This is a genomic window from Kitasatospora papulosa, assembly GCF_000717245.1.
Classification (GTDB): Bacteria; Actinomycetota; Actinomycetes; order Streptomycetales; family Streptomycetaceae; genus Streptomyces; species Streptomyces papulosus.
In genome coordinates, this window is the sequence record NZ_JNYQ01000004.1 from 505375 (window position 1) to 519954 (window position 14580).

12 protein-coding genes are annotated in these 14580 nt (G+C 71.0%); 5 read left to right on the forward strand and 7 right to left on the reverse strand.

Translation table 11 applies throughout. The annotated features are described in order from the left end of the window. Positions 1-36 precede the first annotated feature (36 nt). The 6 genes from IA22_RS0113470 to IA22_RS0113495 form a co-directional block, all read right to left on the reverse strand. Entirely contained in the window at positions 37-2619 is a 2583-nt protein-coding gene (locus tag IA22_RS0113470) for a SpoIIE family protein phosphatase (protein WP_030123728.1), read from the reverse strand. A gap of 194 nt (positions 2620-2813) precedes the next feature. Then, entirely contained in the window at positions 2814-3251 is a 438-nt protein-coding gene (locus IA22_RS0113475; RefSeq protein ID WP_030123729.1) for an ATP-binding protein, read from the reverse strand. A gap of 238 nt (positions 3252-3489) precedes the next feature. Then, the gene (locus tag IA22_RS0113480) at positions 3490-3894 is read right to left on the reverse strand and encodes a (deoxy)nucleoside triphosphate pyrophosphohydrolase (protein ID WP_030123730.1); all 405 of its coding nucleotides are present in this window, start codon (positions 3892-3894) and stop codon (positions 3490-3492) included. Positions 3895-3936: 42 nt separating this feature from the next. Continuing rightward, positions 3937-4119, reverse strand: coding sequence for a hypothetical protein (locus IA22_RS0113485; protein WP_030123731.1), 183 nt, complete (start codon positions 4117-4119; stop codon positions 3937-3939). A 200-nt stretch (positions 4120-4319) separates the two neighbouring features. After that, entirely contained in the window at positions 4320-6041 is a 1722-nt protein-coding gene (locus IA22_RS0113490) for a purine-cytosine permease family protein (protein WP_030123732.1), read from the reverse strand. A 201-nt stretch (positions 6042-6242) separates the two neighbouring features. After that, entirely contained in the window at positions 6243-6995 is a 753-nt protein-coding gene (locus tag IA22_RS0113495) for a GntR family transcriptional regulator (protein ID WP_030123733.1), read from the reverse strand. A gap of 278 nt (positions 6996-7273) precedes the next feature. Between IA22_RS0113495 and IA22_RS0113500 the strand changes: the two genes are divergently transcribed. Beyond that, on the forward strand, positions 7274-8629 hold the full coding sequence (locus IA22_RS0113500; protein WP_030123734.1) for a glycoside hydrolase family 18 protein: 1356 nt from the start codon (positions 7274-7276) through the stop codon (positions 8627-8629). 90 nt (positions 8630-8719) lie between these two features. Then, entirely contained in the window at positions 8720-9844 is a 1125-nt protein-coding gene (locus IA22_RS0113505; protein ID WP_030123735.1) for a threonine synthase, read from the forward strand. Positions 9845-9855: 11 nt separating this feature from the next. Here IA22_RS0113505 and IA22_RS0113510 read toward each other — a convergent pair whose 3' ends face one another. Next, positions 9856-10338, reverse strand: a complete 483-nt coding sequence (locus tag IA22_RS0113510; protein WP_014154291.1) for a cupin domain-containing protein — start codon at positions 10336-10338, stop codon at positions 9856-9858. Between the two features lie 362 nt (positions 10339-10700). Here IA22_RS0113510 and IA22_RS0113515 point away from each other — a divergent pair, with 362 nt between their 5' ends. Genes IA22_RS0113515 through IA22_RS0113525 form a run of 3 tightly spaced genes read left to right on the forward strand, consistent with a single transcriptional unit; the run spans position 10701 to position 14228 of the window. Beyond that, on the forward strand, positions 10701-13115 hold the full coding sequence (locus IA22_RS0113515; protein ID WP_030123736.1) for a glycoside hydrolase domain-containing protein: 2415 nt from the start codon (positions 10701-10703) through the stop codon (positions 13113-13115). Positions 13116-13135: 20 nt separating this feature from the next. Continuing rightward, positions 13136-13573, forward strand: coding sequence for a hypothetical protein (locus IA22_RS0113520; protein ID WP_030123737.1), 438 nt, complete (start codon positions 13136-13138; stop codon positions 13571-13573). After that, entirely contained in the window at positions 13557-14228 is a 672-nt protein-coding gene (locus IA22_RS0113525) for a hypothetical protein (protein WP_030123738.1), read from the forward strand. Before IA22_RS0113520 ends, IA22_RS0113525 begins: the two co-directional genes overlap by 17 nt. Positions 14229-14580 lie beyond the last annotated feature (352 nt).

Consider the following 14580-nt stretch of genomic DNA (forward strand, 5'->3'; position numbering starts at 1 on the left):
TCCAGGGGACCGGCCGGCGCCCCGTCGCGGGGCCCGTCAGTACATGCTCAGCAGCTGCTCCACGGAGAGTTCCGCGGCGGGCTCCCCGTCGGGCAGCGCCAGCTCGAACCACACGGTCTTGCCGCGCGGGGTGCGCCGCGAGCCCCAGGCCGCGCTCAGCAGCCCGACCAGTTGCAGCCCGCGCCCGCCCTCGTCGGTGTCGCGTGCGCGCCGCCGCCTCGGCTGGACGAGCCCCGCGTCCCACACCTCGCAGACCAGGGTGCGGTCGCGGAGCAGCCGGAGCCTGATCTCGCCCTCGCCGTAGCGCAGGGCGTTGGTGACCAGTTCGCTGACGAGCAGCTCCGTGGTGTCCACGAGCTCGTCCAGGCCCCAGGCGGTGAGCTGCACACGCGCCAGCTCACGGGCACGGGACACGGAGCGGAGCTCGCGCGGGAGCCGCCAGTCGCCGACCGCGTTCGGGGCGAGCCCCTGGATACGGGCCATCAGCAGGGCGATGTCGTCCTCGCCGTGCCGGGTGTCGAGGGTCGTCAGCACGTGGTCGCAGACGTCTTCGAGCGGTTGCGACGGTTCGGCGAGGGCCTGCCGGAAGGCGTCGAGGCCCTCGTCGAGCGGATGGTCCCGGGACTCGACGAGCCCGTCCGTGTAGAGGGCGAGGAGGGAACCCTCCTTGAGCTCCACCTCGACCTCCTCGAAGGGCTCGCCGCCGACGCCGAGCGGCATGCCCGGGGGTACGTCGACCAGCGTCGCGGGCTCGCCCGGCTCGGCCACCACCGGCGGCAGATGGCCGGCGTTGGCGAAGGTGCACCGCCGGGTGACCGGGTCGTACACCGCGTACACACAGGTCGCCAGGTAGACCTCGGAGAGGTCGGCCTCGCGTGACTTGTGGGCGGCCCGCGAGGGCCACTGGGCGCCGCCGCCCGCGCCGAAGCCGTCGCTCCGCTCGCCACCGCCCGGGGTGCCGAGGCCGCGGGCGACCTCGTCCAGGGCGGAGAGCACCTCGGCCGGCTCCAGGTCCAGCAGGGCCAGCGTCCGTACGGCGGTGCGGAGTTCCCCCATGGCGACGGCGGCCCGCAGTCCGCGGCCCATCACGTCACCGACGACGAGGGCCGTGCGGTGGCCGGGGAGTTCGATGACGTCGAACCAGTCGCCGCCGACCTCGGTGGCCGTGTTTCCGGGAAGGTAGCGGCAGGCGATGTCCAGGCCCGCCGCCTCGGGGTCGCCCGGCGGGAGCAGGCTGCGCTGGAGTATGAGCGCGCGTTCGTGTTCCCGGCGGTAGAGGCGGGCGTTGTCGATACAGACCGCCGCCCGGGCGGCGAGCTCGGTCGCCAGGGCCCGGTCCCGCTCACCGAAGGGCTCGCTGCCCTTGGTACGGGAGAACTGGACGAGGCCGACGACGATGTCGTGCGCGACCATCGGCACGGCCAGGGTGGAGTGGACGAAGCCGCGTTCGTCACCGGGTACGTCCTCGACGCGACCGGTGCGCAAGGCGACGGCGCAGGGTGAGTGGAACGGGTAGCGGTGGACCGAGCCGAGCTCGGGCGGCCCCGTGCCCCCGTCCGCCTCCGCGGTCCCGCCCGTCCGGGCGCCGGGGATGACTCCCGGGAGCGCGTCGGACACGGCGCTGGCGTGGGCCACCCGCCGCAGCTCCGCCGATCCGGTGCCGGATTCGTGGTGGCGCCCGCCCCAGCTGCCGGGCGAGGCCTCCTCGCCGGTGAGCAGTCCCTGGTACAGGTCGACCGAGGCGAGGTCGCAGAAGCCGGGCACGGCGACGTCGAGCAGCTCCCGGGCGGTGGTCTCCAGGTCGAGGCTGTTGCCGATGCGTGCGCTGGCCTCGTTGAGCAGGGCGAGGTTGCGGCGGGCGCTGGCGGCCTCGCGGGCCGCGATGTGCCGTTGCGTGACGTCGGTGGCGAGTCCGGCGATGCCGACGGGTCGGCCGGAACCGCTGTGCACCCGGTACAGGTTCATGGACCAGTGGCGCCTGCCCATGGAGCCGGGCGGGGTGCCGACGAGCTGGAGGTCGGTGACGGCGTCACCGGTCTCCAGGACGCGCCTGAGCGTGGCGGTGAGCCGCTCGGCCTCCGGGCGGGTCAGATAGTCCTCCACCGTGCGGCCCCGGTGGTCGTCGGCCTCGCCGCCGAAGACGGTGGCGAACCGCTTGTTGGCGCGTACGACGGTGAAGTCGGTACCGAAAAGGACGAAACCGAAAGGAGATTGGCCGAAAATCGCCTGCGAGGCGGCGAGGTCCGTCTCGATACGCCGGAGAGCTCGGACGTCGACGACGATGCAGAGCGCCGCGCGCTCCCTTGTGTCCGTCTCGCTCGGCATGACGTAGATCTCGGCGAGCCCGCGGACGGAGTTCTCGCCGGGGATCCGGAACGGGACGAGTCCCGTCCACTCCTTGCCGTCCAGGATCTCGCCGACACGTCTGTGGGCGTCCGGGCGCAACTCGGCGGGCATGAAGGCCTCCACCGGGTCCTTGCCCACCACCTCGTCGGAGGCCATGCCGAACAGACCCGCGGCCCTTCGGCTCCACTGCTCGATCAGGCCGTCGGGCCCGATCGAGAACGACGCGACCCTGATGTAGTCATAGATCGAGCCGGGCGGGCTGCTCTGCCACATGACGTCGCCCGCCGTCCCAGGTATCTCGCTCACGCGACCGTCCCCTCCAGCTCACACACCGGACCGGTCCTGCCCGCAGTATTCAGCACTACGGGCCTCACCGGCACGGCGTTCACGATCACAGCACGGTCTCAGTCCCTTTCAGCCAGGTTCTGCCCGACCTCCGGTGATCGCTGTGTGTCCCTCCACCACTCCTAACCAGGCAGGGCGAGCTCGAACCACACGGTCTTGCCGCCGTTTCCGCGCCGGGTCCCCCAGCGGCGTGCGGAACACGCCACGAGCTGCATTCCACGACCGCCCTCGTCCTCGGGCCCGGCAGTACGTTCGGTGGGCGGATCCGGAACGGGATCGGAGACTTCCACCAGCAGCCCGTGGTCGTCGGCGCCGCTCCCGGGCCCGCCGCCGTGGGGGCGGAGCCACGCGATCCGGACGCCGATGGGGCCGGAGGCGTAGCGCAGGGAATTGGTCACCAGCTCGCTGACGAGCAGCACCGCGACGTCGCCCACCGCCGCTTCGTAGCCCCAGAGGTGCAATGCGTCACGGACCGCGTGCCTGGCGCTGCGCACGGAGCCCGGCACCGCCGGAAAGCTCCACTCGGCGCAATCGCCTTCGGTATCGGTCACGCCGATCACTTCCCGGGGCCGGCAGCGGGGGTGCACCCTGTCCAGAGGGCCTAATCGGCACATACCCGATATAGGTCGTAACTTATCGCATACATGGAGGTATGCGGCGTACGGGTGCACGTCGCTCTTCGTTCCCGTACCCGGAGACCGGTGCCCCGCTCCGTCGCCGCGCCGACCTGCGATCCTCTCCGCTCACCGAACCGCGTCCCCCGGGTACGCGTGCGGCCCCCGCCCGGGCGTCGTTCCCTCAGGCCCGCGAGGCCTCCCTCAGCCGGCGTACGGCTTCGGCCACGGCGGGCCGGTCCTGGTCCAGCCAGTCGACGGTGTCCGTCTCGTCGGGAGTGAGCCAGCGCAGTTCGTCGTGGTCCTCCAGCGGGCTGGGCACACCGGACACCAGCCGGACCGTCCACACCCGCAGCACGAGGCCGGGCTTGAGGGGCCACTCTCCCGGGATGCGCTCCCGGGGCTCCGCCTCCACGCCCAGTTCCTCGCGGAGCTCGCGCACGAGCGCCTGCTCGCCGCTCTCCCCGGGCTCCTGCTTGCCGCCGGGCAGCTCCCAGCGTCCTGCCAGCTCCGGCGGGGCACTGCGGCGGGCGGCGAGGAGCCGTCCGCCGTCACAGACGGCCCCGGCCACCACCACGGAATCACTCATGGGCCGGAGCGTAGCCGGTGCCGCTCGCCCTTCTGGGGCCCGTCAAGGGCGCGCGCTGCGACTCGTCCGCTCCACCCAGTAGAGCTGCTCGTGTCCGTGGCGGTCCAGGCCGTCCGCGATCTTCTGCGCCTCGTCCTGCGTCGCGTAGCGCCCGACGCGATACCTGTTGCCGTTGTCGTCCTGCCTGATCACCAGCCAGGGGAGCACCGCACCGCTGTCCGTCATGGCGTTCCTCCCCAGCATCCCGCCCCTCTCCCCAGTGGTGTGCTCGCTTCTAAGGATCCCCAGGAAACCGCAGTACGCATATGCCCGAGCGTACGCCTGACCTTCACTCAGCGGATGCGTGTTTACACAAAGAGACACGCAACCGGCCAAACCAAAGGGGGCGCACTCTCCCGAATGCGCCCCTTCGCCGCCCGGTGGGGTCAGCCGGCCGGTTCCCGCACCACGGGCATCGGCAGCGGCACGGGCCCGGCCGCGGGTTCCTTGCGGCAGACGTCTCCGCACTCCGCGTCCAGCGAGCAGCACAGGGAGCAGACCGGCCCCGCCTGGACCGGGCAGTCCGCGATGTCCGGCAGTTCGTAGGCGGTCTCGCACACCGCGCAGGTGTGCGTGGCGGTGATGTCGGCGATCTCGACGCCCGGACCGTTCACCGGGTTCGGCCGGGCCAGGTAGTACTTCCCCTTGGTCAGCCAGGCGATCAACGGGCAGAGGACCAGGGAGAGTCCGGCCGCGATGAAGGTGGAGAAGGCCTCGGCGTACCTGCCGAACAGCCCGAAGAAGGCGAGGACGGAGACGGTCGACGCGATCACCATGGCACCGAAACCCGCCGGGTTGACGGCGTGGAGGTAGGCGCGCTTGAACTCGATGTAACGCGGACTCAGCCCGATGCGCTTGTTGATGACCAGGTCGGCGGCGACGGCCGCGATCCAGGCGATGCCCACGTTGGAGTAGAAGCCCAGCAGCTTGTTCAGGGCCGCGAACATGTTCATCTCCATCAGCGTCAGCGCGATGGCGAGGTTGAGGAAGATGTACCAGACCCGGCCCGGGTGCTTGTGGGTGATCCGGGAGAAGAAGTTCGACCAGGACAGCGAGCCGCTGTAGGCATTGGTCACATTGATCTTGACCTGGGAGACGATGACGAACAGGGCCGCCGCCGGGAGCGCGAAAGTGCCGAGCCAGGGCTTCAACGCCTCGATCTGGGGCGCGATCGGCTCCAGCGCGTGCGTCTTGCCGACCGCCTCCAGCGCGACGAAGGCCAGGAACGCGCCCCCGATCTGCTTGGCGGCCCCGATGACGACCCAGCCGGGCCCCGCAGCGAGAACGGCGAGATTCCACCGCCGCTTGTTGGCCTCGGTCCGGGCGGGCATGAACCGCAGGTAGTCGGCCTGCTCGCCGATCTGGGCGATGAGCGAGAGCGCGACGCCCGTCCCCAACCCGAAGGCGATCCAGGAGAAGCCCGGCGCGGCCCCCTCGGTACCGGTGAAGGAGCCGAACGCGCCCCAGGAGCCGGGGGATTCGACGGCGAGCACCACGAAGGGGAGCACCATGCCGACGATCCAGACCGGCTGGGTCCAGGCCTGCACCTTGGCCAGCGCGCCCATGCCCCGGAACACGATCGGGATGACGATCAGCGTCGTGACCAGGTAGCCGGCCTCGACGGGGAGCCCGACGGCCTGGTGCATGGCCTGCGCCATGATCGAGCCTTCGAGCGCGAAGAAGATGAAGGTGAAGGACGCGTAGATCAACGAGGTCAGCGTCGAACCGAAGTAACCGAATCCCGCACCCCGGGTGACCAGGTCCATGTCCAGGCCGTACTTCGCGCACGCGCGGGCGATCGGGATGCCGGTGAGGAAGATGATCGTCGCGGCGGCGAGGATCGAGGCGATCCCGCTGGTGAATCCGTAGGTGAAGACGATCGACGCGCCGATCGCGAAGTCGGCCAGGTACGCGATGCCCCCGAGCGCCGTCCCCGCGACCGTGGAGGGCGACCAGCGCCGGAAGGAGTGCGGCGCGTACCGCAGGGAGTAGTCCTCGCGGCTCTCGTCGGCCGCGAGCCTGGCGTAGCTGCGCCGGGGCGTCCCGGGGCCTTCCTGCGGCTCCTGTCGCGGCGCTTCGCCCGTCGCCGGTGTGGCGATGTCCGTCATCGGTGGCTTCCCGTCCGTCGGTCCGGTGTGCGGTGACGAACGGGAAGCTAAGACTTGGACATGACAAGTTGTGCGGTGGACGGTTGCCCGCCCGTTACGCGCGGAGCGCGACGGTTAACTCCGCGTCACAGGAGGCGGACACGCCGTCGCGCCACGCGGCCGCCGCGATCGCCCCACCTGTCACCACGGCTGCGGACGGGCTCACTTGACCGGCAGATGGTAGGCAATCCGGTAGCGATCGGCCGGTACCACGACATCCGCCGTCTCCACCGCCAGCCCCGAGGCGTAGTACGTCCGCCCGATCACCATGACCACGTGCCCCGGCACGCCGCCCAGCGCCAGGAGCTCCTCCGCCAGCCCGGGACGCGCGCCGACCTCCTCCGCCACGTTGTCCACGACGACGTCGATCGCCGCCATGCGGTCGACCACGCCGCAGCCGCCCAGCGGGCCCTCCTCCGGCAGCATGACCGGAGTGCGCCCCGTGACGGAAAGGGGCTCCCAGGACGTGGACAGCATGATCGGCTCGCCCGCCTCCCGGAAGACGTACCGCGTGCGCATCACCCGGTCACCGGGCTCGATCCCGAGCCGCTCGGCGGTCTCGGCGCTCGCCCCCTCCTGCTCACTGCGGGACTCCCAGGTCCCCCGCACCCCCTCCGCCGTCTGCTCCTGACGGAACGGGCTCGCGCCGGAGCCCGGACGGTAGCCGGAGCGGGCGATCCGGCGCGGGACCGGGCGCGCGCGCACATACGTGCCCGAGCCCGACCGACCCTCGACGAGCCCTTCGGCCATCAGCACCTTGCGCGCCTCCAGCGCCACGGTGTCCGAGACGCCGTACTCCTCGCGAATGCGGGCCTGCGACGGCAGGCGGGCATGGGGCGGCAGCGCGCCGTTGACGATCTTCTCCCTGAGATCGCTCGCCACGCGCAGATAGGCGGGCTGCTCACCGAAAGGCACGGGCCACTCCCAACAGGTTGACAGACAGCAACAGCGTCGCAACCGTGGGTTGAGAACCGCAAGCACGGGCCAGAGTTTCACTCGAAGTGATGATTCCCTGCCCACCAGGGCATACCTGGCCATAGATGCGCCGGTCACGCCCCTGACTCTTGACCCTTTTTGGTCCAGACCAATACCTTCCTGTGCACAGCACGGCTCCAGCCGCCCTTCCAGCACCCGGAACACCGCCCGGACCCGCGTCCGGAATCACCGCCGGACCACGCACAGGAACGAGCCCCATGCGCCGAAGAACCCTGACCGGACTGACCACCGCCGCCGGCGCCCTCGCCATGCTGGCGGGTCTCGCTCCCGCCGCCACGGCCGGCCCGTCCGCCCACGACCGCGGCCCGGACCGGCACGACCGCGTCTACCGGAGCGTCGGCTACTTCACCCAATGGGGTGTCTACGGACGCGACTTCCAGGTCAAGGACCTGGACACCAGCGGCACCGCCGCCCGGCTCACCCACATCAACTACGCCTTCGGCAACGTCAGCGCCGAAGGCCGGTGCTTCACCGGCAACGTGCCCGGCGAGGCCGACGCCTGGGCGGACTACGCCCGTCCGCTGGACGCCGCCGCCTCGGTCGACGGCGTCGCCGACACCGGCACCCAGCCCCTCGCCGGCAACTTCAACCAGCTGCGCGAACTCAAGGCCGCGCACCCGGGTCTCAAGGTGATGATCTCCCTCGGGGGCTGGAGCTGGTCCACCCACTTCTCGGACGCGGCGCGCACCGCCGCATCGCGCAAGGCGCTCGTCTCGTCCTGCATCGACCTGTACATCAAGGGCAACCTGCCGGTGGACGGCGCCCGTGGCGGCGAGGGAGCCGCGGCCGGCCTGTTCGACGGCATCGACCTCGACTGGGAGTGGCCCGGCTCGGCCGGCGACACGGACACGGTGTACCGCCCCGAGGACAAGCGGAACTTCACCGCCCTGGTGCACGAGTTCCGCACCCAGCTCGACGCCTACGCCAGGAGCGCCCGGAAGGGGAAGGCGAAGCCGAAGCACTACGAGCTGTCCGCCTTCGTCCCCACCGCGCCCGCGAAGATCGACGCGGGTTTCGACGTGCCGCGCCTCATGCGGGACTTCGACTTCGTCAATCTCCAGGGCTACGACTTCCACGTCTCCGGCGAGACGACGACCGCGCAGCAGTCCGCCCTGTACGCCAAGGGCGACTTCAGCGTCGACCAAACGGTCCGCAACTGGATCACACGGGGTGCCCCGGCCCGCAAGCTGGTGATGGGCATGCCGTTCTACGGTCAGGGCTGGACCGGGGTCACCGGGGGCGGCGACGGGCTCGGCCGGCCGGCCACGGGCCCCGCGCCCGCCACCTGGGCCGCCGGCTACGAGGACTACAAGGTCCTCAAGAAGCTGGCCGCCTCCGGGGCGTACACGGTGCACAGGGACGTCAGGAACGGTCACGCCTGGCTGTTCGACGGCACGACCCTGTGGACGTACGACGACCCGCAGGTGCTGCGCGCCAAGACCTCGTACATCCGCGAACGGGGGCTCGGCGGGGCGATGTTCTGGTCGCTGGACGGCGACACGGACGACGGCGAGCTGATGGCCGCGGTCGCCCGGGGGCTCGGGGGGCGCTAGACCTCCCCGGCCGTGCGGGGCGGTGGCCACGCCCCGCACGGCCACCGCCGGGACTGGATCGACCGCGCCGTCGGGTCGTAGGTTCGCCGTATGAGCGACTCCTCGCTGCCCACGGCGGCCTACTTCTGCCCGCTGGACGGATCGCGGGCCGGCATCACCGCACCCGGCTGGTGCTGCCCGGTCTGCAAAGGCCCCTGGGACCTCGACACCGGTGCCACGCGACCGGTCGGCCTCGGCTCCCTGAGCGGTCGGGCCAACTCGCTGTGGCGCTACGAGGAGGCTCTCCCGCTCTCCGGCCCCGCCGTCTCCCTGGGCGAGGGCAGGACCCCGCTCGTCCCCCTCACCGAGCGGGTGTCGGCCAAGCTCGACTTCCTGATGCCCACGCTCTCCTTCAAGGACCGGGGCGCGGTGATGCTGGCCGAACTCGCCCGCAGGCTCTCCCCGGAGCGGGTCGTCGCGGACAGCAGCGGCAACGCCGGGACGGCGGTCGCCGCGTACTGCGCCCGGGCCGGGCTGCCGTGCACGGTCTACGTCCCCGAGGGGACCTCCCCCAAGAAGACGGAGCAGATCCGCGCCCACGGCGCCCGGCTGGTGACGGTGCCCGGCGGCCGCGAGGCCACGGCGTCGGCCGCCCGGGCGGCGGCGGACACGCCCGGCACCTTCTACGCCTCGCACGTCTTCAACCCGTTCTTCCTGCACGGCACGAAGACGTACGTCTACGAGATCTGGGAGGACCTGGGCGGCACCCTCCCCGACGCCATCGCCGTACCGGTCGGCAACGGCACACTGCTCCTGGGCGCCGCCCTCGCCACCTCGGAGCTCCTCGCGCACGGCCTGATCGACCGGCGCCCGGCCCTGATCGCCGTCCAGGCGGAGGCCGTCTCGCCGCTGGCCGCCGCGTTCCGGGCGGGTGACGACGAGCTGTCCGCCGCCCCCGAGCCGGCCCGGCCCACGCTTGCCGAGGGGATCGCCATCCCCCGGCCACCGCGCGCCCGGCAGATCCTCGCCGCCGTCCGGGAGTCGGGCGGCACCTTCCTGACGGTGACGGAGGACCAGATCCGTTCGGCACAGCGGGACCTGGCCGCCCGCGGCTTCTTCGTCGAGACGACGGGGGTCGCCTGCTGGGCCGCCGTGGGCGCGGAGACGGACCGGAGCGTGGTCGTGCCGCTCTGCGGGGCCGGCCTCAAGACGGGCCTCGCGCCCGGGTCACCGTGAGGTGAGCGCCGTCAGCCCGTCCAGTACGTGTCGTGCTTGACGAAGAACTCCGCCCGTTCCTTCTCGGGCCAGTCGGAGACCTGCCCCACCTTCTCGAAGTACTCCTCACGGGGCGCTCCGGGGGTGAAGAGCAGCAGCATCGAGGCGGGTTCGTCGGAGTCGTTGCGGAAGGCGTGCAGACCACCTTGGGGCACGTACAGGAAATCGCCCGCCGTGGCGTCGGTCCACCGCTCGCCGTCGTAGATCCGCACCGTCCCGTCGAGGACGAAGAACGACTCCGAGATCGACCGGTGGAAGTGCTCGGCCGGCCCTCCGGCCCGTGGGCCCATGGTGATCCGGTACAGCCCGAACTCGCCGTGCGTCGACTCCGTGGTGGCCAGGTAGTGGGTGCTGCCGCCGTCGCGCGTCAGCAGGTTCGGGGTGGTTCCGGCCGGGCGGTACTCCGCGTTGATCTCGCCCTCGCCGCCGGTGTAGACGGGTTCCGGATACGACATGCCGCTCTCCTGTCCTGGTGCCGCCCGCCCCGCGCGTCCCGTCTCCGCGTGCCCACGGGAGAAGCGGCCGACGTTCCGTGACCGGCGTTCGACACCGCGTGCTGGGGGCGTCGGACGTCTCTGCCACCACGGTACGACGGTCCCGCCGTCCGGGCGGGCGGGCGCCCCACCGCCGTACGGCGCCGGACCGACGGCCCGCGGTGAACCGGCGGAGGCGGAGAGGCCACGGTCCGCGGAGAGGGAACGGAGACTTCCGCCACGTAGCGTCCGCGGCAGAGAAGCATGTCCTCGGCGCTGTACCGCGACGTCGTCGTGGCGCACGCCGGGCCAGGTGCCGCCCCTTGCCGAGAAAGGGATCGACATTGGACACGAAGGTTCTCGACGCCCAGACGTGGGTCAACGCGACCTACGGAGGCGTCTCCGGATACGTACGGTGCCCCGAGGACGGCCGCACAGGCTGGTCCACCATGAACGCCCTCGTCATGGGCCTCCAGCACGAACTGGGCATCAGCCCGGTGGTCGCCAGTTTCGGCCCGACCACGATGTCCAGACTCCAGGCCCTGGGCGACATCGGCTTCGGCTGGGACAAGAACACCAACATCGTCCGCATCATCCAGCACGGCCTGTTCTGCAAGGGCTACTGGGGAGCCAACGGTTACGGCGGCTACGGCGCCGTCACCACCGAGGCCGTCAAGAACCTCCTCACCGACATGGGCCTCCCCGACGGGGGCACCGGCACCGCCGGCGGCGTCACCACGCCGAAGATCTTCAAGTGCATCCTGAACATGGACGCGTACACGAAGGTCAGCGGCGGCACGGACGACATCCGATCGATCCAGCGCTGGCTCAACGGCAGTTACTGGACCAGGGACGCCTACACCATCGGCCCCTGCGACGGGATCTACTCCCGTGACGTGCAGAAATCCATGATGATCGCCATCCAGTACGAGCTCGGGATCGCCGCCCCGAACGGGAACTTCGGCCCGGCCACCCAGGCCGGGCTGCAGACCAAGAACCTCGGTGAGGGCAGTTCGGGCCTGTGGGTCCAGCTGTTCTCCGCCGCCTGTGTCTTCAACTCCCCCGTCCCGACGGGCACGAGCGAGACGGGCACCCCCACCACGTGGCGCAGCAGCTACGACTCCAAGCTCCGCGAGTGGGTCGAGATATTCCAGAGGTTCTCGAAACTGGACGTCAACGGGCGCTCGGACTACCGGACATGGGCGCAGCTCCTGGTCTCCATGGGCGACCCCGACCGCCCCGCCACGGGCTCCGACACCCGCTTCGAGATCACCGCCTCCCGTGCCCAGTGGCTGCGCAACAACGGCTACGCGGTCGTGGGCCGCTACATCTACGACCCGCCGGGCTCGACCCTGGACAAGGAGATCAAGCCGGGCGAGCTGAACACGATGTTCAGCAACGGGCTGAAGGTCTTCCCGATCTACCAGGACAACGCCCGGCAGCTCTCCGACTTCACCTACAGCCAGGGCTACCAGCACGCGCTCAACGCCCACAGCCTGGCCTCCGGCTACGGCTTCAACCGCGGGACGGTCATCTACTTCGCCGTGGACTACGACGCCACCCGCGACGAGATCGACGCCGCGATCGTGCCGTACTTCCACGGAGTGGCGGCCGGCCTCGCCTACAACGGCAGGCGCTATGTGCACGGCGTGTACGGCTCGCGGAACGTGTGCACCGTCGTCAGCCGCCAGACCGGGGCCCGCTACTCGTTCGTCTCGGGCATGTCGTGGGGCTTCTCCGGCAACCTCGGCTTCCCGATCCCCGCGAACTGGTCGTTCAACCAGATCAAGGAGTTCAAGGTCACCAACGGGTCGGACACCTTCGACCTCGACCGTGACGTGGTCTCCGGCATCGACCCCGGCCAGAGCAGCGTGAACCAGCCGTCGGGACCGGCCGACGGCTTCATCGACTACGTCCAGCGCCTGTACGACCACGCCGTGGCCTACCCGGGCGAGGGCGACCCGAACCAGCTGGTCATGGAGTACATCCGGCACGAGGCGTACGGAGGCGGCGACTGGGACTTCCTGATCGGTTCGTACAACTCGGAGTTCGTCGACTACGCCGACGGAAAAGGCATGTCGGTGATGACCGACTTCACCGACCCGTACACGGCGTACGAGCTCGGCGCCGAGCACCTCATGGCGTCCGCCAACGGGCACTACGTCTCCTGGATGCCCTCCAACCCGCGTTCGGTGAACGCGGGCGACGTCGCGGGCTGGGGCGGCGACCTGCTGACCCTCTACGTCGACTGGCGCCGGGCCTCGGACCAGTACCCCGACGGCCGCACCTTCGTGCAGCAGAAGATGGCCAAGGTCGGGGTCGCGTCCAGCTTCGGCTACAACGACCTGATCGAGGACGCGGACGCCTGGCTGCTGGCCAAGGCGGTCCGTGACGGGAGGACGATCGCCCAGGCCGTCCGCGACCTCTACAACGGGGGCGGCGGCCTGACACGGTTCAGCCGCTACTGGAGCGGGCGCTTCAGCGGCAACGCGGAGGACGCCAAGTTCCTCGCCCACAACATCCTCACCGCCGCCGACGACGCGAAGGTCATCGCCGCCCAGGTCGGGCTCGTGACCGTACGGGGCGGGATCAAGACGCTGCCCGCGATGCTCGGATACGACGACCTGGAGCCCTTCGAGCAGGGCTTCGTCGACGTCATGCTGGCCCGTACGGGAACCGAACGGCGCCTGCGTGCCACCTATGAAGCGAACCACGAGAAGTACCTGAAGGCCGCCAGGAGCCGCGCGGCCCGCGAATGAACGAAGGGACCACCCCGTAAGTGAACGCCGTCTCGGCACTGGCCGCCATCGCACTCCCCCCACTCCTCCTGGCCGTGTTCGTGCTGAGTCTCTGGAAAACCGCGCGCGGACTGTCCGCCCGCCGGTGGGAACGCCCCGGTTGGTGGGCGTTCCCGGCGGTGGTGCTGACCGGGCTCGGCTGCGTCGCCTGGTTCGCCGGGGTCTTCTCCGGCGGTCTCGACACCCGGGAGGCCTGCGTCTCCCGGGGAGCCGGCTACGACGAGGCCTACCGGTCGGAGTACTGGCGCGAGCCGTCCCGTTGGTTCCCCCTGCACAACAAGTGCAACGCCGGATTCGACCTGGTCCCCGCCTGGGTCAACCCCACTCTCGTCGCCATCGCGCTGCTGCTCGTCGGCTGTGCCGCGGGTGCCGTCGCGACGGCGGTCATCGGAAGGAAGAAGAGTGAGAAACCAGATTGACCGACGCGGTGTGCTCCTCGCGGGCGCCGCGATAGGGGCCACCACGGCCCTGGCCGGCCTGCCCGGCACCGCGTACGCCGCCGCCGCCGGCGCTCCCACCGGCCGGCGCTGGCCGGGCGCGAAGTCCGCGAACGGCTGGCCCGTGCTCGACGAGGCGGAGCTCCTCCCGATCGAGGGCTCCGGCCGGTCCGTGCGTCTCGCGGGCGGTGACGCGGCGGTGATCCTGCTGCACGTGGCCCGCCGCTTCCACTACGAGATCGACCAGCTCCGCGAGGGCGACGTCACGGGCCACCGCACGGCGCGCACCGTGGCCGAGGACTACGAGTCCAACTACCTGTCGGGCACCGCCCTGGCGATCCGTCCGCTCGCCTATCCGGCCGGCGTCAAGGGCGGCCTCTACCCGCACGAGCTCGTCGTGGTGCGGGACATCCTCGCCGAGCTGGACGGTGCGGTCACCTGGGGCGGCGACCTCGCCACCCCGAAGGAGTCCCACTTCGAGCTCGCCCACAAGCCGGGCCACCCGAAGATCAAGGGCGTGGCCCGCACCATCCGAGGCTGGAAGGCGGGCCCCGGCAACGCGGGCGCGGGCACGGTCGACGCCTTCGACCCGAAACGCCGCACCAGGGCCGAGGCGTTCGCCCGCCGGGCGGCGTGACCCGGCTCCGGCCCGCGCGGGCGGCGGGGCTCCCCTGCCGTCCGCGCGGGCGGTCGCGTACGGCCGCGACCCGGGGCTGTTCCGGTGCGCACCGGAAGACCGCAGGCGCGCCGGGTCGTCGGTGCCCCCTGTTTTCATGACGGCAGAGGACTACTACGAGCGCCCCGTCCCCCTCGAAGCCGTCCGCCACGTCCTCGCAGGGCGTCCCCTCAGCCCTGCGACCAGTGCAGCCCTGGACCCGCGCCACCTCCCACCTGCGTAAACGCGGTACTGCAAGAGGCTGTCCCGCGCCTGCCCGGCACGGTGACAAGTCACCCAGCTGATCCGGCACGGCACAACCCGCTCCACCCGG